The following is a 21,208-nucleotide window of genomic DNA, read 5'->3' on the forward strand; positions in this document are numbered from 1 at the left end:
ATGGCCAACTTTCCTGTCCTCGAACGCGTTCGAGTCACCGACTACGGTCTCTACGTAGGCACGCCCGAGAAGCCCGGCCTTGACCACCACTTCGTGGATGGAGTCAACGTCATCGTCGGCATCAACGGCCTTGGCAAGACGACCCTTCTCAACATCCTGCTGAGAGCCTTGACCGGCGCTTCGGATGTTCCCGGAGGCGATGAAGAGCTCGGCGACAAAAAGAGACGACTGGTCCCCGTAGAACGGAACTGGTTTCGCAAGCGCGTGCCGGACGATGCTGTCAACGCCAAGGTGACCATTTGGTTCAAGCTAGGGCAGAGCCGCTTCGAGGTAACCCGGTCGCTGGCCAACATGGACGTGACCGAGCTTTGGATCGATCAGCAGCAGGATCCCAACAAGCGCGCCACAGGGCTGGAAGCGGCGTACCGCAATGCTGTAGCGGCCAGTGCCGGGCTGGCGTCGTTCGACGACTTCGTGTTCATCCTGCGGTACGTGATCTTCTACTTGGAAGACCGCCGGAGCCTGGTCTGGGACGAGGCTGCGCAGGGTGACATCCTGGGCATCCTGTTCGGTGAGGTCGGCGGGCGTGAGCGTTATGTCGAACTCTTCAACGATGTGTTGAGTAAGGACAGCGCGTACCGCAACATGCACGCCGTCGTTCACGGCCGTCGGAAGAAGCTCGAAAAACAGAACAGCACCATCGAAGGCGGCCAGATCGAGATGCTGGTCAAAACGCTCGAAGAGCGCAAGGACGAGCTCAAGGACTTGTCCGCCAGACGGAATGAACTGATTCGAACGCGCGACGGTCTGCGTGAACAGATGGAAAACCGCCGTCAGGAAATTCACGAGCGGCGCGCCACATTGGCCGCGCAGCTCAACACGTTCTATGAATCGTTCTTCCCGTCACTGGACGGGCCTGCGCGCTATCTCCTTGCTCACTTCGAGGCAGGTACCGGTTGCCTGGTGTGTGGCAGCAAGGGTGAGGCGGTCACCAAAAGGGTCGAAGCCAAGCTCTACCTGAACATCTGCCCGGTCTGCGACAGTCCGCTTGAGAACGGGCAGCAGCCTGCACATGACCCTCACGCTGGCGAAGACATCGAGCGGCAGCGAGAAGAAATCGCTGCGGCAGAGCGCGACCTGGAGAAGATGACGCCTTCGCTGCAAGCCGCCGATCTGGACTACTCGACGGTCGCTGCGGAGTTGGTGTCGGCGACGGCAGCAGTAGCCGGCTTGGAGCAGCAGCTCAAGGCGCTTGGTCAGAGCTTGCCTGACGTCATGCAGCGTCGCGATCATCTTGCCAGCCAGATGGTGGGCTTCGAGGCCCTGTTGAACCAACTTGACGTCGAGTATGCGGAGGCGGCCGAGAAGTTCGGCCAGTTAGCGGAGGTGGTCCACCAAGAAGTCGAGGCGGTCTCTGCAAACATCGAGCGAATTTTTGCCGGATACATCAGTGGCTTCCTCGCTGAGCAGTGCGAAATCAAGTATTCGCCTCGCTTCAGGCAGCTTGGACAGCGTTCGGGCATGGAGCAGTACCCGTTCCCGCATTTCATTCCGGCACTGACATCGGGCGTTCATCGCAACGGCGCCACCGTGCGGGAAGCTGGGCAGTCGGTCTCCGAATCCCAGAAGGAGTTCATCGATCTGGCCTTTAGGATGGCCATCCTCGCCTTGGCTGCACCTGACGCGCCCACGATGCTTGTTCTCGAGACGCCGGAGGCCAGCCTTGACTCCGTGTTTGTTCCGCGCGCAGCTGACCTGCTTCGACGCTTTGCCACGAAGACTGGCTCCGCCAGCGAGACCCGGTTGATCGCATCGTCGAACGTGAATCGAGAAGAGATGATCCCTGCACTCTTCGGCGCCTATCCAGATCAGCGCTTCTACGGCCAGGTCGTCGACGAGGCGCCCACTGATATGCCCGACATGATCGCAGCTGAGGATCGTGAGGCTCACGTCCTGGACCTGATCAAGATCGCAGCACCAACGCGCGCGCTGGAACGCTTCCGCGAGGCCTATGAGGCCGAGCGAGATCTCGCCATCTACCCTGAGCGCCGGGAAGGCAACAGAGCGGCATGACACAGGACGTCCACCCCTTACCATCGCCCGAGACCTCCCCGCCGCTGGAGAGCGCGGGAATGTGGAAGGCTTGGGTCGTGATGTGTATCTCCGAGTCGGAGCGCATGGGCCTGACGCCGGTGACCACTGCGCAGTTGCACGTTATCCTGTACTTGGCCAACACTCTGGCGGACCTGTACGGCGTGACCCGCGTCCGTGGCCGGGTGCTGAAGCGCGGTGCATACCCCTTCTTCCCCGACGTCCAGCGCGACATCGATCGACTTGCATTCGCCGATGTCCTGCGGATCGACCAGGTCGAGTTCGGTGCGAAGGGGCACATGTCGGCCCACTATGGGCTGGGCCTCAAGGGCGCAGCGATCAGCAGATCCCTCGTCGCCCACTCAGCTGAGGCCAAGCGCACGTCGAACCTGCTCAGAGAGCTGGCCTGCGCCTGCTTCGGGCGGTTTCTTATTGATCGTGTCGACATCGGTGCCATTGACGCCAACTACGGCGACGCGCACGTTCTCGATGGCGAAGTCGTCGACTTTTCCGAGTGGAGCCGGGACAACAAGAACATGGGCTTGGCCCGCTTGCTGATTGACCGTCTGAAGGAACTTCGACCCGATGTTCAGCGCGACGGTGTTCGCCTGTACTGCGACTATCTCGACAAGGCGTTGACCACGGCATGACTGCGAAGAAGCCAAACGCCACGATCGTGGGCCTTGGTGGCGCTAGCGAGCGCGCCGTGGAAGCGGTAGTCAGTCACGGCGCCGCCGTGCTGTCCGTCGCGGACGCCGGCACCAAAGAATCGTTTGTCGATGCATGGACCCGTACGCTGGCCGAGCATGCGCGGACACTGCGGGCCAAGGGCGAGGAACTCCAGCATCCCGTCGTGCTCGTCTACGTCCCCGACTGGGCCGCTGAAGGCAGGCGCCTTGGCTGGAATCGCCGCGCGATGCTCGGCGCTCGCGCATCTGAGCCGCTGGCTGGTACGTTCGGCATCGGGGCACTAAATGTTGGAGCATATACAAGCCCGCAGCAGGTGACCGACACTGCGGACGTCGAGACGATGATCGAAGGTGCGCAACTGGGTGGCCATCTCACCATCGCGTTGATGAGCAGCACCGAGTTATGGATCTGGATGCATGGCCTCGACGCAAGCCAGCAGCCCTACCGACGCCCCCTCGACGATGGCCTGCTGATCATGAGCCTGCAAACGCTGGATGAGAAGTTGACCGAGTTCTACGAGCAGGTCGCCCGCCAGACACAGACCTGGTGGGAAGACGCAACCAAGCGGGTAACCAGAACTCCGCCGGAGGCAACGGTGCAGCACGATCTCTGGCTATACCTGCTGGGTGCCTATGCGGACAGAGCCAAGGTCAGGCAAGAGCTCAAGATCGGCAACGGGCGCGCTGATCTGGTCGTGACGCCGAATCGCCCGATCGACGCCAGCGCGGTGCTCGAGCTGAAAGCGACGCGCGATTGCAATACGCCTAAGCCTGGCACGAAGACGCCGGGCAAGATCAGCCTGAAGGAGAACCTGGCTTGGGCGGCATCCGGCGTGCAGCAGACTGCGGCCTATCGCGATCAAGAGAAATTCGACGGCGCGTTCCTATGCGTCTACGACTTCTGCGCAGGCCCAATGGCTGAGATCGACAAGACAGTGCAGGACGCCGCCAATCAGTATGGGGTCATGGGTCGTCGTTACTGGATCACGGCCTCGAACGACGAGCACCGCAAGGAGCGTTACCCTCTCGCGCCCCCGCCTGCAGCCGCGCCGGCCGCAAGAACGAGCAAGCCCCAGAAGAAGGGGCCTAAGCCCTGAGTTCGACGATGCTCTCGGCGAGCTGGTATTCCCCGCCCTGCTGGGCGCTGGATCTCATCTGCCGAACTTCCTTGATCGTGACCTGGCCGAAGCCCATGCTTCGCGCCAGTTCGGCGAGGACGGTCGCCACCTCGATACGCACGTTGGCGTATCGCGAATCGCCCACCACCATCATCACGCGCCCAGTGCTGACCAGCAGTCGCTTCGACTGCTCCAGCACAAGTTCCAGATCACGGAAATAAGCGCCCACCATCTCAGGGATGGAGCTGTCCCACAACGCGGCGCGACAGTCCTGCAGCGCAGAAAGCGTACGCGTCAGCGTCGTCGATTCACCGACCGGCGCGTCGTAGCCTCGTCGAATCTGCACGTGCGAGCGCAAGGTCTCATTTCGCAGCTTGGTGTTGTCTGCCGCGCAACCGATGTAGCCCAGCACCCAAAGTTCGACGTTGTAGATGTCGGTGTAGTCGAATGAGTTGGGGTAAGGCGGCGAAAACACTATCAGGTCGGCCGGCGTTTCAACCTGCCGAAGGGCAGTGCGCGAATCGCCATGGATCACAGCCACCCGAGAGCGAGGCCGTCGTTCGAAGCGCAGGACGTCTTCGAACGACGTATTGAACTGTCGACCGAAGTGCTCGTCGAGTTTCTCAGTGGTCGGCTGGTTCAGCTTCCAGGCACCGCGATACCGTCGACCCTTGCCATTCACGTAGACATTGCTGCAGTCCACGAGGATCGCCCCCAACACGACTCGGAAGAAGCGTTGCACGTCGATGTCTTCAATGGCATCGATGCATGCAAGGTACTGTGAAAGCCGCCCTGCCACATCGCTCGGGAAGATCCAGCGATCCTTTCCTTCTGCCTCTACAAACGTCGATGGAAGATGGGCCAATCGCCCCAAGTCGGCAGGCGTTCCCTGAAGACGTGCCAGGAAGTCAGCGGCAGCTGACCGCAGCATGTCCGCGGTCAACGGGCTAACCTTCGCTTTGATGACGTCTGCCAGGAATGGGTTTACCTCCACCGTCGTGGCATCGATCGAAAGAAGCTGCGATGTGATCGCACTCGTTCCGGACCCTCCAAACGGATCTATCACGTGCTGGGGGCGATAGCCCAGCGACGAAACAGCGGCGGTTACGAACTCGGGTGAGAACGCTTCCTTGAAGTGGAACCATCGCTGAAAGGCCGTGTCCTGCCCGTCCTGGTACGTGGTCAGCGCTGCGCCAGATGCAGCTTTGGCCGCTTCACTGGCTCCGGCCTTTGCGTCGAACCACTGCGGAGCCTGTGCGAAATGCTCGCGCAGTGTCTGAAGGTAGCGCTCGGGTGGGTTTCGCATGGCCGGCTTGATTGTGCAGTCATGTCAACTCTAACTGAGATGAAAAATTATGTACATAATTTAAGACAAATGAGCACACTACGACCGTCACTCGAGACAGCCACCCTACGCTGGATGGATGCCTGCGCGCATCTCTCGCCAGCCACGCAGAACTCCTACGCGGGCGAGGTCAGGCGGATGACGGAGTACTTGTCGAAGGCCGGCCTTAAAGACGTCGCGGACATCTCGGAAGCTCATTGGCACGGCTATCTAGCCGCCGTTGTCGGCAGTCGGAGGGGAATCGACTCCAAGATCCGAGAAACTCTCAAGACTTCGAGCGCGATGCAGGCTGCAAGAATCACGCGGGCGTTCTTCCGTCACTGCTGGACCAACCGCTGGATCGATTGGGTGCCGTGCCTGGGAAGCTACCGATGCCCTCCCAGGGTGCCCGATGCTCCGCTCGAGATTCCGCCAGAGCTGACGTCGCTACTGCTAGATAGCGGAGCCGACGACGATGAGGAAACCAGCCGATCTCGATGCGTGATTGGCCTGGCGTTCTGGGGCGGATTTCGCCCGAGGATGATTTCTGCACTGCTACGCAGCGACGTGAGCATCGATGCCGATGGCGCCGCACGGGTGACGTCTGACCTGCTGGAGCATGAGCTGGTATTTCCGTCGCACTGGGCTTCGCACCTAAGCCGGTACGACAAATTGCGCATTGATCACCATGGACGCCTGTCGAACAAATCTCCGCTGATCGGCCATCTCCAGTCAAATCTGCCGATATCGCCGACAGGCGTTTGGCGCCTGTTGAGGAGCTGGAATCTCGGGGAAGAAGCCGCGGTTCACCTCGGTACCCGCCTGATCCGAGCGAGCTTTCAGGCGTTGGCCACGGATGGCGTGAGCGGTTTGCTCCATGCAGTTGAACGGCAAACCGCGACCAGCAGATGGACGTTTCCCATGCGATCTAACGAGGCGCCGACATCGCAGCAGCTCACAGCGAGTGTGCTGCGACGCATGAAGAATTCACGGTCGGCGACGGGTCATTGAACGAGAGCTCGGAAATTTGCGCATTCCAGTGGGCGTCAACATCCAATCCGGCGCGACGAGCACATGATCCAGTGGCCTGCTGTGAGCGTAGTCATATCGCTGCCTCCTTCCCGGCGGGCAATACAAGCGACTTCAACAGGCCGGTGATCACCATCGAATGCCGAGCACGGTGAAGGCTCAGGCATGGCAGCGGCGGCTGCAGCTACCTTATGAAAGCGAGGTGTGGCGATGACTGGGCAGAACGGCCGTCGCCAGGCCAAGTTTCGTACATCGAGATGGACCCATTCCTCGCTTGACGCAGACTATTGCCGAAGCCGTCTTTCACGCTTCGCCTGCTCACCCATCCACAGCATCTCGTCGACAGCCCCCACTACGACCAGCTCGCATAGGACTCGAGTCGTTCTGCCATAGGCCTCGGCGCCTTTGACGGTGAGCTTGCCCTCGACCGCCCGTTCAATCCAGTCGATCTGCTTCTGGACCTTGTCGTACGCCTTCTTTCCCGCCGGCGTCAGCTGGTAGTACCGCTGTCTTCCGTCCAGCTTGGTGCCGGTGAGCTCGGCGAACTCGGAAAGATCGGCCTTCTCCGCAAACCCTGATTCGATCAGGCCACGCATCTGCATGCCGACCGCCGACCGATCGACACAGAGTTCGCGGGCTAGCGCCTCGCAGCTCGCAGCCCTGCGAATCCGCCCAGCGCCTTCCGGCGGTGACCCATCGCCGAGCGCGAGCAGCATCCTCAGCTGAAGCTGATTGACACGGGTCTTCTTGCGCACCTCGCTCAATGCCTGCTCCAGCAGGTTGGCAAGGCGCAGGCTGTCGTGAATCAACTTCAAGGTTGTATGGCTGCGGGCCGGAAACAGCGGCTGTCGCCTTCAGTCGCAAAGACGCGACATCTTCATTTTCGTAAAGTTTTTACGGATTTATCTGCGATGGTCGGAGGTGCGCGAAAAGTTTCGTGGAGCGGGTTACTCATGATGCGCAACGTAACCCCATGCGGCGGCCTTGCCGCAGGGCGCAGGCCTTAGGACACTGGCCCCGACCAGACGGACTCAGAGTTCAAGAAGTGACAACCCGCGACGACCAGCACGATGAGCGCGCACGTGACGCCGAGCGCGACGTTGCTGCACACCTGATGCAGCAATACGGGCCGCTGCTCGGCCGCGATGCGCTGACCAAGGTGTTGGGGTTTCCGTCCGTGGAGGCCTTTGATCGCTATGTGCAGCGTGGGCACCTGGCCTTGAGATTGGCGCGCCCGCCGAACCGGCGCGGCGTGTTCGCCTTGGCGCCCGACGTGGCGCGCTACCTCATGAAGATTTCCCGGGACGGTGACGTCCTGGGATTGGAGAGCGAGAAGGGAAAACCGTGATCTAGAAAGCAGTAGGCCCAGAAGCGGGTGCAACCGCTTCTGGGCCTATTGAGTCTGCATGTCCGTCGGGGACGAGCTGACTCTACCTCCCACCGACATCACTGCGCAAGGGTCGATGCTTGCGTTGGGAGGCTTTCTTCGTCCTGTTCTATCCAGTCGCCGCCTGTCGTGCTGATGCGTAGCTCTCATGCAACGCCGCACGACCGACAGCGTTGGTTCCCTGTCTCGCAATTTGCCCCTCGGGGGTGTTGTTGAAGAAAGGACGAAGCATGCAATCTTTGAACAGTGGATCCGCGGGCGCAATTCAGCGCACCGACATCACCCCATGGCAGGACCTTGACGCTGGGTATCGACCCGGCCTCATCGCTGAGGTGCGAGCCATGCCAACCGTGCAAAGCCTCCCTGCCGAAGGGCGGGAGTACCTGCGTCAAGCCGCCGAGGCACCGTCTCGGCGCGTCAGAAGCACGGTCAAAAGCATGTCCGGCGGATACCCCTCCACGAAGATGGGGGTGTCGATCAGCTTTGAGAGCCGAACCTTGGAATTGCCGGCGGTCCGCGTGCTGGAGCACGACGAGGCGGTCATCGCCTTCTTCGACCAAGCGCCGCCGCTGACCGTTCGCTACAAGCGGGGCAACCGTACGCGCAGCTACCTGCAACGCCCAGACTTCCTCGTGGTTCGCGACGACGTGGTTGTTCTGATCGAGTGCAAGCCAATGGCGCAGATCGCGGTGCGCAATGCACGGGATCCGGACTTCTACATGCAGCGGGGCGGCCGATGGTTCTGCCCAGCGCTTCAAGAAGCCGCGCGCCCTCTGGGCTTGCAGCATGAGGTGTGGACCGAGGAAGCGTTTTCACCCATCAGCTTGCGAAATCTGCGCATGCTGGGCGACTACCTGTCGTCGCACAACTCGACGTTGGCTGGCTACGACGTCGCGCTCGTTGCCCTGCAGCGCTACTTGTCGGCGGAGGCGCGTGCGCAGGTCGATCAGGTGCTCGATGTCCTTGCAGAGGAGGTATGCGTTGAGCACTTGTATGCTGCGATTGCTCAAGGCGACGTTGCATTCGACCCCGCCTCTGCGCCGCTTGCCGAACCCCATCGGTGCTTCCTCTACCGTGATCAGCGCACGCTGCGGGCCTTCGAGCTGAGCGACCGATCCCGGACCCCAGTCGCGGGGCGGGTGGCCGTGCCGATAGTTGAGGTTGGCAGCGGCATGTCGATCGAATGGGATGGCCACATCTGGCGATGCCTCCAAGCCGGACACACCATGGTGTCGCTCTCGCGTGCCGATAGGCATGAAGCCATACCGCGTGCCGTGTTCGATGACCTCGTCCGTACCGGCGTGGTCAAGCCGCTATCCACACAAGCGGCGCAGTCCAGCGACGCCGCTGTGTTTGAGCGCATCGCGAAAGCACCGGAAGCGGCCTTGCGGTCCGCGAACGACCGTCACAAACGCATTGAGCGCTATCTGGTGCCCGGCGCAAAAGCACCGACTTGCCGCACAGTGCGTCGCTATGTGGCTCAGTACCGTCAGGCCCAAGTCGCCCATGGTGTCGGCTTCGTTGGGCTGATTCCCGGGTTCGCGCGATCGGGCAATCGGAAGCCCCGCCTTCAGAAGGCGGTTCTCGAGATCGTGCAGCGCAACGTCGATGCGCACTACCTGAAATCGGAGAACAAGCACGCGCTGTCGGTCTACGGGCTCATTGCGGACGATTGCAAGGCTGCGCGCTTGCCGGTCCCGTCCTACTCCTGGTTCTGCCGCTTTCTCAGCAAGCTCCCTGCCTACCGGACGGCGCTGGCACGCGGCGGCCGCAAAGGGGCATATTCCCTCGAGCCTCGTGCGCTGGAAGGCGACGGCCTGGACAAGATGGCGCCCGAGCGGCCGTTTGAGGTTGTCCATGTTGACCATACGCTGCTCGACGTGGAGACGGTTTCCGGGGAGACCAGCGAACCGCTTGGGCGTTGTTGGCTGACCGTGATGATTGACCACTTCAGCCGACGGGTGCTGGCATTTCATCTGACCTTCGATCCCCCGTCGTACCGCTCCGTGCTGATGGTGATGCGCCGGTGTGTGCAACGCCATGGCCGCCTGCCGGAGGTGATCGTGGTCGATGGTGGCAAGGAGTTCCACTCGACGTGGTTCGACGTGACGGCGGCCCTCTACCGGGTGACAGTGCTCCGCAGGCCGATCGCGAAGGCGCGGTTTGGCAGCCAGGGCGAGCGAATGTTCGGCACCTGCAACACCAACCTGGTCCATTTCCTGAGCGGTAACACCCAGTTGAGGCGCAACGTCAGGGAACTGACCGCCGAAGTTGATCCCAACCGTTCGGCGGTGTGGACGTTGCCGATGCTGCATGACGCCTTGGTTCGCTACTTCTACGAGATCTATGACACGCTCGAGCATCGGGAACTTCTCGTGACACCGAGGTTCGCGTTCGAACGCGGCATGGAACGACATGGCACCAGCCCTCAGCGGCTCGTCGCCTTCAACGAGTTGTTCCACATCACGACATCGGCGGCGCCGCCCAAGCGGACCGCCAAGGTCCAGCCTGACGGCGTCAAGATTCATTACCTCTACTACGGCCATCCTGCGCTCCAGCGACACCTGGGGGAGTCCGTCGAGGTCCGCTACGACCCCTTCGACAAATCCGTCGCCTGGGCTTTCGTGGACGGCGCTTGGCTGCGCCTGCGCACGCGGCATGACGCGCTGCTTCGCGGTTTCACCGAGCGCGACATCGACTTGGCGACCATCGAGTGGCGCAAGCGTCGCAGCATGGTGGAGCGCCAGCGCCTGACTCAGCCCGTGCTGATCGCATTTCTGAAGGAGATCCTGGAGACCGAGGTGCTGTTGCTGGAGCGCAAGCGCGCGGCCGAGGAGCGTCGGCTGCGCCAGCCCGAGGCCGACATGTATGACGTGGTGGATGCTGATGAAGCACCTCCCGGTCGGCAAGCGTCTGACTCGCAGCCTCCGGATGCCCGTCCCGCTGGCCGGCAGACCATCGCGGCCATCGACGGTGAACTCGAAAACCTGGAGGTGACGCTGTGACCCGCACCAAGGCTCAGATCCAAGACGCGGTAGAACTGTTCGAGCGCGTGACCGTCAAGCACGAACTCCAGGAACAGGCTTTGCAGACCGTGCTGTTCCTGCTGGAGCTCTCGCCCAACACGAGCATCGTTAACCTGGTCGGGCCGACCGGCGTAGGCAAGTCGGCGCTCCAGCGGCGAGTGTTCAACACCTTCGTTGACGAGCATCGGATGGAGATGGAGCGAGACAAGGACTTTGTCCCCATCATCCACACGCCAGCCATGGCAGCGGGCTACCGCCTGTTCGACTGGCGGGTTCTCTACACCACGGCGCTGGCAGAACTCGGGGATGTCTTTGTTGCCGGGCGTTCTAACCGTGGCAGCTATGCCAGGTACGACAGCGATCCGACGCCGTTCAAGCGGGCCGGGGAGTCGCGGACCGCAGCCGCCTTGCGGATGAGGCTGGAGGCAGAATTCCGGCTTCGACGTACTCGCGTGTGGGTGATCGATGAGGCCCAGCACCTCATCTTCGGTCGTGCGGGCAAGCCTGGAGACCAATTCGACGTGCTCAAGTCGATCGCCGACAGCACGGGCGTCAAGCTGCTACTTGCCGGCCCGCACCAGATGGAGCCGGCATTGGGGACCTCGGGGCAACTTGCTAGGCGCAGCAGTACCGTCAATTTCGGGCGATATCAACCGGCCGATCAACGCCACATGAAAACGTTCGCCAGCGTCGCGAACGCGCTTCTGAAGGCGATGGAGCTGCCCGGCTACCCCTCTGTGCATGAGTCGCTGCCTTTGCTCTATTCCGGCAGCGCTGGTTGCGTCGGCATCCTCAAGGATTGGCTTGCCCGTGCGTATGGCAGCGCATTGCGCGAGCAGATGGACGATCGCGTGCCCGCGCTCACGCTGGACCACTTGCGGCAGACCAGGTTGTCGCTCAAGGCCATGCAGACCATCATGGCCGACATCCTCTGCGCGGAGGAGAACGCGCAGGACGATGCCGGCGACGTCGACTACGAGCGCATCGTGTTGGGTCGCTCAGCGACGCAAGAGCGACGGGCACAGCATCAACTGGGCGCTGGCAAGGGGCGTCGGGTGGGTGTTCGGGCGTCGACGCGGGACCCGGTGCCGGTGGCTGCCGCCTCGTCAGCGGGTGCCGCATGCGGCCTGGCAGCGGAGGTGCACGCATGAACCCGAGTCGAGCTGATGCACCCGCGCGCAGCGTACTGTTGAGCCAGAAGCCCATTGGGCTGGGGACGCCGTTTGTTGAATCGCTAGAAAGCTACATCTGCCGCCTGGCCCGGCGACACGGCGTGGTGCGATGTACGCTGCAGCAGTTGGTCAACGGGTATGGCCCGGCGCTGTACCTCGACCGGCAGGGGCCACCGCGGCTGGACGCGCCCACGGGAGCCGCCGCAGCGTTCGCTGATCGTCTGGCGACGCTCACTGGGTGCGATGAAGTCCGAACTCTGGGGCTTGGACGATTTGCCGGACATCTCTCAACGGCTCATGCGTTGCGACAGCATCGTGCTTGGTGCGGCAAGTGCTTCCATGACGCACGGACCAGGGGTGAGGAGCCGCACCTCCAACTGCTGTGGACGTTGGCAGGGTTCGAGCGATGCATGATTCATGGCGAGGTGCTTGAGACGCAGTGCCCGTGCTGCGGGAAGCGGTGCAAGCCGTCACGTTCGTGGCATCGTGATCTGGATCATTGCCCCTGGTGCGGCAAGGATTTAGCGGATGGGCGCTCCGAGGTGGCGCAGTCCTTCGCTCAACTTGCGCGGCGTGGCAACACGGACGTGGATCTCTTCTTGGGCAAGGTTCTGGGAGCCTTTGTCGCTTGGGCAAGCACACCAAGTAGTACGGTGGTGGCCGGCGACCTGCGCGGATTGGTGGAACAGGCGCTGGTCAGGATGCGGGTCCGCAACATGTCTGACCTGGCCGCCGCCGCCAGTGTTCCCCAGAGCACTCTGGTCGGATTGCTGAAGAAGACGCGGCGCCCGAGTTTGCAGATTCTGGCTCGTCTTGCAGGCGCTGCACGGGTTCCGCTGGCCAGCATGTTCACAGCTGAGGACATGCTGGCAGATGGGCCGATACCTCCTTATGGCCTGAAACATCTGGCTCGCCTCAAGGTCAGCCGACGGCATATCTGGGCTGAAGTTCGGCGCGAGACTGGCGAAGTCATTACCAGCGGAGAGAGTGTTTCGCTCCAGCAACTGAGCAAGCGCCTGGGTGTGGACCAGTCGTACCTTGGGCTCAAGATCAGCAGCGAGGCTCGCCAGATCCTTTTGGAGCGAGCGAAGGCGGCACGCGCTCAAGCTCGACAGGCCCGCTTGTCGGAGTTGGTCACGAGAATTCGCGAGGCCGCCGGTCAGCTTTCGGCCAACGGTCTGAGGGTTGGTGCACGCACGGTGTGTGAGCACCTTGGCACATCGTCTGGCTCGCCGTACTTCAGGGTCGCGTACAAGATGGCCCGCGCGGACACCTGACCCCTCGCCGCCGCAAAAAGCAAAACGGCCTTCTTTGGAGGCCGTTTTTGTCCGTCTGGGCGACGTTCTACTAAAAGTAGGCCGTTCGAAGTTTCTACTTAAACGTGCCGATTTGGCCAACCTTTGGGTCAAGTCTCATGCAAGTCAGCAACTTGCAAGGCCTTGAATTGGCGCGCCCGGTTGGGATCGAACCAACAACCCCTGCCTTCGGAGGGCAGGTTCGTGGGAGGACAGCGGTATCCAAAATTTGCCATTTCTCCTATGAAACGGTCCTCGGACGTCCCAGGAAATCCATAGACGTTTGGCCCACTTTTGGCCCACTTTGGCCCACAATGGAAGCTCCTCGAACGTGGAGGAAAACATGGGTGCAAAGATCGACACGGTCGACTCGCGGGCAAAGGCCAAGCCGCGCTCCGAACCCTATTGGGTGCGGCTCGCTGGGGGCTGCATGCTCGGCTACCGCAAGCTGACGGCGGCATCCATCGGTTCCTGGTACGCGAGGTACAGGGACCCAGAGACCGGTCACCGGGCCAAGACCAGCTTGGGCGACTTTTCGGCTCTGCCGCCGGCGCAGCGTTACGACGCCGCGAAGAAGGAGGCTGAGCAATGGTTCGCGCACCTGGGGCGAGGTGGTGCAGTCGTGTCCGTGACGGTTCGGGTCGCGTGCGAGAACTACGTCAAGCATGTGCGGACGACCAAAGGCGATGACACCGCGGACGATCTGCAGGCGCGGTTCTCCCGATGGGTCAATGACGCACCCATCGGCCGCGTCGTGATTGCCAAGCTCAGTCGGCGCCAGGTCGATGCCTGGCGCGCTGGGTTGGCTGCGACGCCGGTGGTCATCGATCCGCATGCCGAGGAGCCTCGGACTCGCCCGCGAGCCGCGTCATCGGTCAATCGTGACTGTGCGGCGCTTCGTGCAGCGCTCAACTACGCCCATGATGTGGGCGACGTGACGACGGACATGGCCTGGCGCGTTGCGCTGCGCCCGACGAAGGGCGCCGACGGCCGTCGCACCGTGTACCTCGACCGCGAGCAACGCCGAAAACTGATCTCCTGCGTAAACCCGGACTTCGTTGAGTTCGTCAAGGGCATGGCCCATCTTCCCTTGCGGCCTGGCGCACTGGCTGCACTGACCGTCGGGCAGTTCGACAAGAGGCATGGTGTCTTGAGCATTGGCAAGGACAAGGCCGGGCAGGACCGGCGCATCAAGCTCCCCAAGTTCACTTCGGAAGTTCTCGCGAAGCTGGCGACCGACAAGCTGCCGGTCGCGCCTCTCTTTGCGCAGGCCAGCGGGAAGGCCTGGAACAAGGACGCCTGGAAGAAGCCGATGAAGGAAGCGGCTGCTGCAGCGGGCCTCCCTCCAGGGACCGTCCTCTACACGTTGCGGCATTCAACGATCACGGACCTGGTCATCGATGGACTCGACCTGCTGACCGTCGCCCTGCTCAGCGGGACGAGCGTCGAGATGATCGAGAAGCACTATGGGCATCTGCGCGAGGACCATGCGGCAGAGGCGCTGGCCAAGCTCGTTCTTTAGGCTGCGCAACTTCTCCGCGCTGCGGATCCCGAGCACCCAAAGGGCGGCTACGCCTCGCACAGGGCTTGAAGTTCTGTTGCTATCCCGCGCCGGTGTCCGATTTCTTGATCCGGTTTTGATCTTTGCGACGGTCAGGCCGGCCTCCGTGTCTTCTCACGCGCGAAATCAAGGGCTTACGAGCGACTGCTGCGATTGCTGGTCTTGATCCGGTTTTCACTGCAGTAGAGGCGCAATGAACGGCTGGCAGCTGGATCACGTGGCGCGGGGAATAGAAAATGTTGCGAACACCCTGCCTGGAGGATATTTCAAAGAAATTTCTATGCGACAGCCCGGCGCCTGCCTGATCTCCAGGATCCCGGCACCGATCGAAAGAGCCCCGCCAAGGGATAGAAAAATCTATAAAATTTCCTTTCAATGGGAACTTCGCCATCCGTTCTATTCCGCGAGCTCCTGCCGGAGGTGCCGCGAGGTTCGCCTATGCCCACCACATGGCTACAGGCGCGCGGACTGACTGCTAAGCAGGTGTCAAGGCTTGCGCAGGACGGCTGGCTCGAGCGCCTCGGGCATGGGGTCTACATCCTTCCAGGCGACCAACTGGGCCGCGATGCCAGCTTGGCCCGCTTGGCGGAGGTCATACCTGGCCTGCATGTTGGCGGGAAAACTGCGCTTGCGTGGCGAGGCGTGCGGCACAACCTCGCCGTCAAAGATCGGCTGATCCTCTGGGGCGACAAGTCGGCATCGCTGCCGACCTGGTTCACATCGGTCTTCCCGGCGGACTATCAGGCGACCCATCTCTTTGATCCAGGACTCCCCGCCAGTGCCGGCTTGGCCGCGTTGCCTGGGGGGCGGCCTGACGTGCTCGTCTCCACCCCGGAACGGGCATTGCTCGAGCTGCTGAGCGATGTGGGCAAGGGGCAGGAACTTGAGGAAGCTCGCCACCTGGTGGAGAGTGCACGAGCGCTGCGCCAGCCCGTGCTGGAGGAGCTCCTCGCCCATCTCAAGCGGATCAAGGTCGCAAGGCTGGCTCACGCGCTGGCCGAGGATCTGGGCCTGTCCTGGGCTGGCCTTGCGCGCAAACACAGCGAGCGCCTGGGCGGTGGCCGTCGCTGGGTGTCCACCACCAAGTCCGGCGAGCGGCTCAACCTGAAGCGGCCCACATGAACGAGGCCTACGTTCGAACAGTCCAGCTGTTGCTGGACATCGCACCGGCGGTCTTTGAGACGCCTGTGTTCGCGATGAAGGGCGGCACGGCGCTCAATCTCTTCATCCAGGACATGCCGCGCTTGTCCGTGGACATTGACGTGGTCTTCGTTCCCTACGATCTGCCGCGCGAGGACGCGTTACTGTCGATCAGCGCCGAACTTGCCGCTGCGCAAGGGCGCATCAGGGCACTGGGGTACGACGTCGAACTCCGCAAGAACAAGGATGGCACCGAGGCAAAGCTGTTCGTCCGGAGTGCCGACGCGGAGGTCAAGGTCGAGGTCAACTTCGTTTTCCGTGGCACGGTGATGGCTCCGACGCGCCGCTCGCTGACACCTGCCGCCCAGCAAATGTTTGCCGCCGACATCCGGGTCCCGGTCCTTGCCGATGCCGAGCTCTACGGCAGCAAGCTGGTGGCGGCACTGGATCGCCAGCATCCGCGAGACCTGTTCGATGTGCAACTGATGCTCGACAGCCATGGCTGGGAAGAGCCGCTGCTGGACTGTTTCGTGGTCTACCTCGCGGGCCATAACCGGCCGACGCATGAGGTGCTGTTTCCGAACGAGAAGCCGCTGGCGGACGTGTTCAAGGCGGAATTCGAGGGCATGACGATGGACGCCGTCGGGTTGGATGACTTGCTGTCGACGCGACGTCGCATGCTGGAAGAGCTTCCCCGCCAGCTGCTGCCCCGGCATTGCGACTTCCTACTCTCCATGGTGCGCGCGGAGCCGGATTGGTCGTTGTTGCCGTACGCCCATCTCAGGCAGTTGCCGGCCCTTCAGTGGAAGTTGTCGAACCTCAACCGGCTGAAGAGGAACGCGCCCAAGTTCCAGCTCCAGTACGACGAACTGAGCAGTCGCCTCGCGACTGCGCGGGGATGATCTGCAGTTGATCGACTCTCATCGTGCTTCGCATTGCATGCGATGGCTCGACCTCGGATTGGACGCGCCTTTGCCTGCACCATGCGCGCCCTGATCGGGGCGCGCGCCTTCGCGGACAGGTCTTGAGTGCCAAGCGCACCAGCCAGAATCCATGCGCCCGAAGCGCTTGCAGCCGCGTCACTTGTTGGTCGCCTGCTGATTCCTGCTCGCCAAGTCGATACCGCGGACGAGATCGCGAGCTTCCGATACCCGCCCACTTGCCGCTCGCAGAAACTCCCCGGCAATCTGAGCCGCGTATAGCTGATGCCTTGAGGCCTGCATCTCCAACCCGAGAAGATCGACGATGGCTTCGGCGCGCACCAGGTCCTCTGACGCTTCGTCTAGCAGCGTCCAAGCGGCGTGCGGATCAGCGGTTGCGACGCTGTGATCGTCCTCACCAGGGCCGGAGTCGGGCTGCGAAGCTTCCGGTTGCGACGTAGAAATGTCTGCCATGTCTTGCTCCTGCGAGAAGCGCACACCGCTGTACATGGCCGCTTGGCATGGGGGCCTACCTGGGGTTGCATAGATCGATGGTAGTCGCTTTTGTATTTAATTAAATGTTGTTTTAAAAATATCATCGACCGACGCTACTGGCATGGCAGTTAGAAAGAAGGCAGTCCGGCGCGGCCGGCCGTCAGGATCGCAGTCGACCGATCCAAAAGTCGCCACGGCGCTTGGGAAGGCCATTGCCTCGCTGAGGGTCGCCGTCGGGATGTCACAGGAGGCGCTGGCTCTAGCGGCCAACGTCGGGCGCTCCAACATTTCGATGATTGAGACCGGTCGAACGACGCCCAATTTTGTCGGTGTCGTCAGGATTGCCGCCGCCTTGAACTGCAGCTTGTCTGGACTGATGCAAGAGTTCGAACACCATTACGCCGAAGGCTAAAAGCCACAGGAAACTCGTAAACCTAAAGCTCATCATCGATCTGTAGCCAGCGCTCGAGACTGATCGACGCCGCGCCATCGGTAGAAGCTATTCGCGTGACGCGGTCGGAGCGTTGCTATCGGGGGGGGGCGGCATCGGTGATGTCGATCGCTACGTGGCGCGGATGCATGATCTGACGCAGCGCGCTAAATGCTGGGCGGCTGGAGCTGACTACGCCATTCATTCGGTCGTCTCCAAGTTGATACGAATGGTGAGCGGCATGAAGGGCGGTTGAGCCTTCTTTGAATTCGGTGGGGCGGCTTGGCGCAGTCTGGGACGACCAAGGCTTCGAGCGCGGAGGCTTTTGGTTTCAAGCCGCTGCGATCAACATGGCGGCATGCGTTCGGCCAGCGACACAAAGGGCGGTAGGCAGCTTGATTTGCTGGCGCCGATCGGTCAAACCTCGGCCCCCCCGCGTCAGAATGGTTGTCGCCCCGATAGAACCGAAGAATTGGGGGTGACGATGAGAGAAGAAGTTGGCTCGATACGGACAAGCATTCAAGGATCGGGCGGTAGCGCGCATGCTGCCGCCGGAGAGCGCGCCGCCGGAGGTGGTGTCGCGTGAGATCGGCATCGGTGTGGACACGCTGGAGCGCTGGCGCGCGCAGTCGCTGTCCAAGCCGCTGCAAAAGCGCGAGTGGACGGCCGCCGCGCGGCTGGAGGCGGTGATCACGACCGCGGCCATGGACGAGGCCACGCGCAGCGCCTGGTGCCGCGAGAACGGCGTGTACCCGCAGCAATTGCTGCAGTGGCGCACCAGTGCGACGCAGGCCCTGGCCGCGCCCGAGGAGGCGCGCGCGAGCCCGTCGCAGACCCGCGAGGATCGGCGTCGCATCAAGGAGCTCGAGCGCGAAGTGCGCCGCAAAGACAAGGCCCTGGCGGAGACAGCAGCGCTGCTGGTACTTTCAAAAAAAACGGCGGCGATCTTCCAAAGAAACACGCAGGGCGAGGACGAATGATCGGCCTCGAAGATCGCCAAGAACATGCCCGCAACATTGAAGTCGCGCGCCGAGCCGGAGCCCGGCTTCACCAGGCCTGCGAGGTGGTGGGTATCACCGCACGCACCCTGCAGCGCTGGAATGCTCACCAGGGCTGGCGGCGGACAATTATCTTGAGCGCTCAGCGACAACTATCGTGAGCGGTTGACGCAGGCCGCCGGGGAGCGTTTTGCGGGTGGGTTCCTACAGTGGTTGGCTTCCAGAGGGAGGCAGCCACGGTGCCCGGCAAACGCATAACGGACCTGCAAGTGAGCAAGTACAAGGAACTGAGGGGCAAGCACAGCCAGGAGGCTGCTGCAGCCAAGACGGGCATCAGCGTGGCCAGCGCGCGGCGGCTGGAATCGGCGACGACATTGCCATCACAACGCCCACCGCGACACTGGCGCACCCGCGCCGACCCGCTGGCCGAGGTGTGGGCCAGTGAGGTGGTGCCCATGCTGGAAGGCGCACCGTCGTTGATGGCCGTCACCGTGCTGGAGGAGTTGCAGCGCCGCCACCCCGAGCGGTTCGCCGATGGAGTGCTGCGCACGCTGCAGCGGCGCGTGAGCCAGTGGCGCGCCGAGCACGGCGGCGAGCGCGAGTTGTTCTTCGCGCAGGAGCATCCGCCGGGCCGGCTGGGGCTGTCGGACTTCACCGTGGCCGACGATCTGGACATCAGCCTGGGCGGACTCACCTTCCCGCACCGGCTGTACCAGTTCGCGCTGGCCCACAGCGGCTGGCGCCATGCGAGGGTGGTCCTGGGCGGCGAGAGCTTCCAGAGCCTGGCTGCTGGGCTGCAAGACGCGCTATGGATGGCTGGCGGGGTGCCTCTGGAGCACCGCACCGACAGCCTGTCGGCGGCCTTCAACAACCTGGCCGAGCGCGAAGAACTGACGCGGCGTTACCAGGCCTTGTGCAAGCACTACGGCATGCGACCCACGCGCAACAACACCGGCGTGAGCCACGAGAACGGCTCCATTGAAGCGCGCCAGGGCAGCCTCAAGCGCGGGCTGGACCAGGCCCTGCTGCTGCGCGGCAGCCGCGAGTTTGATGACCTGCCGGCCTACGAGCAGTTCGTGGCGGAGACCGTGCGCCGGCTCAACGCGCGCTGCGCGCGTGCCTGGGAAGCCGAGCGCACCAGCCTTCAAGCGCTGCCGGCACGGCGCACTTCCGACTTCGAGGAGGTGGATGCGCGCGTCAGCAAGTTCGGCGTGTTCAGCGCCAAGAGCGTGCTCTACAGCGTGCCTTCGCGTCTGGCCGGTCAACGGTTGAAGGTGAGGCTGCACAGCACCTATCTGGACGCCTGGCTGGGCGGAGTGAAGGTCTTCGAGTGCGAGCGGCTGCATGCCAGCACGGCCGATCGCCACCCCAAGCGCATTGACTGGCGTCACATGCTGCCCAACTTGAAGCGCAAGCCCGGCGCCTTCGCGCGTTGGGTGTTGCGCGATGCGATGTTCCCGCGCAGCGAGTACGCCCTGGCCTGGGAGCACATTAGCCAGGCGTTGCCCGAGCGGGCGGCCTGCCGCTTGATGGTGGACCTGCTGGACCTGGCCGACCGAGCCAACGTGGTGGCAGAGCTGGCCATCGAACTCGCTCGCTTGCTGGATGGCGCCGAGCTCCCCGACATCGATGTGCTCAGGGACAGGTTCGCGCCACGACCGGCTGCGATGCCTCAGGTGGTCGTGGTGCTGCCGTCAGCGGCGGTCTACGACGAACTGCTGGAGGCCGCATGAGTGCCGACACCAATGCATCGGGGGCAGCGGTGCCACTGATGCTCACCGAGCTGCGCCTGCCGACCATCAAGCGCTTGTGGGCCGATGTGGCCGCGCAGTCCAACCGCGAGGGCTGGCCGGCCGAGCGGCTGCTGCACACGCTGCTGGGCCATGAGATGGCCGAGCGCGAGACGCGGCGCCTGGCCCGTGCACGGGTCGACAGCCAGCTGCCGCCGGGCAAGAGCCTGGCCGACTTCGACTTCGCTGCGGTGCCGGCCGTCTCCAAGGCCCATGTGATGGCGCTGGCCGAGGCCGACAGCTGGATTGCGCAGGGCCACAACTTGCTGGCCTTCGGCCCGCCGGGCACCGGCAAGACGCATCTCGTGGCGGCCATCGGCCACGCGCTGATCGACCGTGGGCTGAAGGTGCTGTTCGTGCGCACCAGCGAGCTGGTGCAGCGCCTGCAGGCAGCCCGGCGCGACCTGCGCCTGCCGGCGGAGTTGTCCAAGCTCGACCGGTTCGACTTGATCATCTTGGACGACCTCAGCTATGCACGGCGCGACCAGGCCGAGACCTCGGTGCTGTTCGAGCTGATCGCCGAGCGGTACGAGCGCAAGAGCCTGGCCATCACGGCCAACGCACCGTTCTCGGCGTGGGATGAGGTCTTCCCGGACAAAGCCATGACGGTGGCTGCGGTCGACCGCCTGGTGCATCACTCGACCATCCTGGAGATGAACGTGGACAGCTACCGACGCCGCGCTGCGTTGCCGGCGCGCCGGCAACGCAGCGCACCTCCAACACCGTGATCAACACCCATCCGC

The 21,208-nt window shown here is 62.8% G+C and carries 17 protein-coding genes and 1 pseudogene; 15 read left to right on the forward strand and 3 right to left on the reverse strand.

The genetic code is table 11. The features are described 5' to 3' along the window. Genes QM732_RS25835 through QM732_RS25845 form a run of 3 tightly spaced genes read left to right on the forward strand, consistent with a single transcriptional unit; the run spans window position 1 to window position 3,877 of the window. A complete protein-coding gene (locus tag QM732_RS25835; RefSeq protein ID WP_415658948.1) occupies window positions 1-2,073 on the forward strand; it encodes an AAA family ATPase in 2,073 nt (690 codons plus the stop codon). Beyond that, entirely contained in the window at window positions 2,070-2,741 is a 672-nt protein-coding gene (locus QM732_RS25840) for a hypothetical protein (protein ID WP_415658949.1), read from the forward strand. Before QM732_RS25835 ends, QM732_RS25840 begins: the two co-directional genes overlap by 4 nt. Further along, window positions 2,738-3,877 carry a hypothetical protein gene (locus tag QM732_RS25845; protein WP_415658950.1) on the forward strand — a complete coding sequence of 380 codons (1,140 nt, stop codon included), beginning with the start codon at window positions 2,738-2,740 and terminating at the stop codon, window positions 3,875-3,877. The genes QM732_RS25840 and QM732_RS25845 overlap by 4 nt, the downstream gene beginning before the upstream one ends. On the opposite strand, the gene QM732_RS25850 is transcribed toward QM732_RS25845, so the two are convergent. Further along, window positions 3,867-5,204, reverse strand: coding sequence for an SAM-dependent methyltransferase (locus QM732_RS25850; protein ID WP_415658951.1), 1,338 nt, complete (start codon window positions 5,202-5,204; stop codon window positions 3,867-3,869). The genes QM732_RS25845 and QM732_RS25850 overlap by 11 nt on opposite strands. 69 nt (window positions 5,205-5,273) lie before the next feature. On the opposite strand from QM732_RS25850, the gene QM732_RS25855 reads away from it, so the two are divergent. Then, window positions 5,274-6,233 (forward strand): hypothetical protein, encoded by a 960-nt coding sequence (locus QM732_RS25855; protein WP_415658952.1) that lies wholly within the window; start codon window positions 5,274-5,276, stop codon window positions 6,231-6,233. 302 nt (window positions 6,234-6,535) lie between these two features. Here the strand turns inward: QM732_RS25855 and QM732_RS25860 are convergent, their stop codons facing one another. Further along, entirely contained in the window at window positions 6,536-7,066 is a 531-nt protein-coding gene (locus tag QM732_RS25860; RefSeq protein ID WP_415658953.1) for a hypothetical protein, read from the reverse strand. Between the two features lie 230 nt (window positions 7,067-7,296). Between QM732_RS25860 and QM732_RS25865 the strand changes: the two genes are divergently transcribed. The 7 genes from QM732_RS25865 to QM732_RS25895 all read left to right on the forward strand — a co-directional run bounded on the left by QM732_RS25865 (window position 7,297) and on the right by QM732_RS25895 (window position 16,734). After that, window positions 7,297-7,599, forward strand: coding sequence for a hypothetical protein (locus QM732_RS25865; RefSeq protein WP_415658954.1), 303 nt, complete (start codon window positions 7,297-7,299; stop codon window positions 7,597-7,599). A 269-nt stretch (window positions 7,600-7,868) separates the two neighbouring features. Then, the gene (locus tag QM732_RS25870; protein ID WP_415658955.1) at window positions 7,869-10,643 is read left to right on the forward strand and encodes a transposase; all 2,775 of its coding nucleotides are present in this window, start codon (window positions 7,869-7,871) and stop codon (window positions 10,641-10,643) included. Next, on the forward strand, window positions 10,640-11,815 hold the full coding sequence (locus tag QM732_RS25875) for an AAA family ATPase (RefSeq protein ID WP_415658956.1): 1,176 nt from the start codon (window positions 10,640-10,642) through the stop codon (window positions 11,813-11,815). Before QM732_RS25870 ends, QM732_RS25875 begins: the two co-directional genes overlap by 4 nt. Continuing rightward, window positions 11,812-13,113, forward strand: a complete 1,302-nt coding sequence (locus tag QM732_RS25880) for a TniQ family protein (protein ID WP_415658957.1) — start codon at window positions 11,812-11,814, stop codon at window positions 13,111-13,113. The genes QM732_RS25875 and QM732_RS25880 overlap by 4 nt, the downstream gene beginning before the upstream one ends. 361 nt (window positions 13,114-13,474) lie before the next feature. Further along, window positions 13,475-14,653 (forward strand): tyrosine-type recombinase/integrase, encoded by a 1,179-nt coding sequence (locus QM732_RS25885; RefSeq protein ID WP_415658958.1) that lies wholly within the window; start codon window positions 13,475-13,477, stop codon window positions 14,651-14,653. 414 nt (window positions 14,654-15,067) lie between these two features. After that, entirely contained in the window at window positions 15,068-15,814 is a 747-nt protein-coding gene (locus QM732_RS25890; protein ID WP_415658959.1) for a type IV toxin-antitoxin system AbiEi family antitoxin domain-containing protein, read from the forward strand. Then, entirely contained in the window at window positions 15,811-16,734 is a 924-nt protein-coding gene (locus QM732_RS25895; protein WP_415658960.1) for a nucleotidyl transferase AbiEii/AbiGii toxin family protein, read from the forward strand. Before QM732_RS25890 ends, QM732_RS25895 begins: the two co-directional genes overlap by 4 nt. Before the next feature lie 177 nt (window positions 16,735-16,911). On the opposite strand, the gene QM732_RS25900 is transcribed toward QM732_RS25895, so the two are convergent. After that, window positions 16,912-17,226 carry a hypothetical protein gene (locus tag QM732_RS25900; RefSeq protein ID WP_415658961.1) on the reverse strand — a complete coding sequence of 105 codons (315 nt, stop codon included), beginning with the start codon at window positions 17,224-17,226 and terminating at the stop codon, window positions 16,912-16,914. A 142-nt stretch (window positions 17,227-17,368) separates the two neighbouring features. Between QM732_RS25900 and QM732_RS25905 the strand changes: the two genes are divergently transcribed. The 4 genes and pseudogenes from QM732_RS25905 to istB all read left to right on the forward strand — a co-directional run bounded on the left by QM732_RS25905 (window position 17,369) and on the right by istB (window position 21,193). Beyond that, window positions 17,369-17,659 (forward strand): helix-turn-helix domain-containing protein, encoded by a 291-nt coding sequence (locus tag QM732_RS25905; RefSeq protein WP_415658962.1) that lies wholly within the window; start codon window positions 17,369-17,371, stop codon window positions 17,657-17,659. A 515-nt stretch (window positions 17,660-18,174) separates the two neighbouring features. After that, a pseudogene (locus QM732_RS25910) lies at window positions 18,175-18,791 on the forward strand (transposase); the annotation flags it as partial. A 123-nt stretch (window positions 18,792-18,914) separates the two neighbouring features. Then, window positions 18,915-20,408 (forward strand): IS21 family transposase, encoded by a 1,494-nt coding sequence (gene istA / locus QM732_RS25915; RefSeq protein WP_415658963.1) that lies wholly within the window; start codon window positions 18,915-18,917, stop codon window positions 20,406-20,408. Continuing rightward, entirely contained in the window at window positions 20,405-21,193 is a 789-nt protein-coding gene (gene istB, locus QM732_RS25920) for an IS21-like element helper ATPase IstB (protein ID WP_415654705.1), read from the forward strand. Before istA ends, istB begins: the two co-directional genes overlap by 4 nt. Window positions 21,194-21,208: the final 15 nt, after the last annotated feature.

This window comes from Roseateles sp. (genome assembly GCF_047654805.1).
GTDB lineage: Bacteria > Pseudomonadota > Gammaproteobacteria > Burkholderiales > Burkholderiaceae_C > Pelomonas.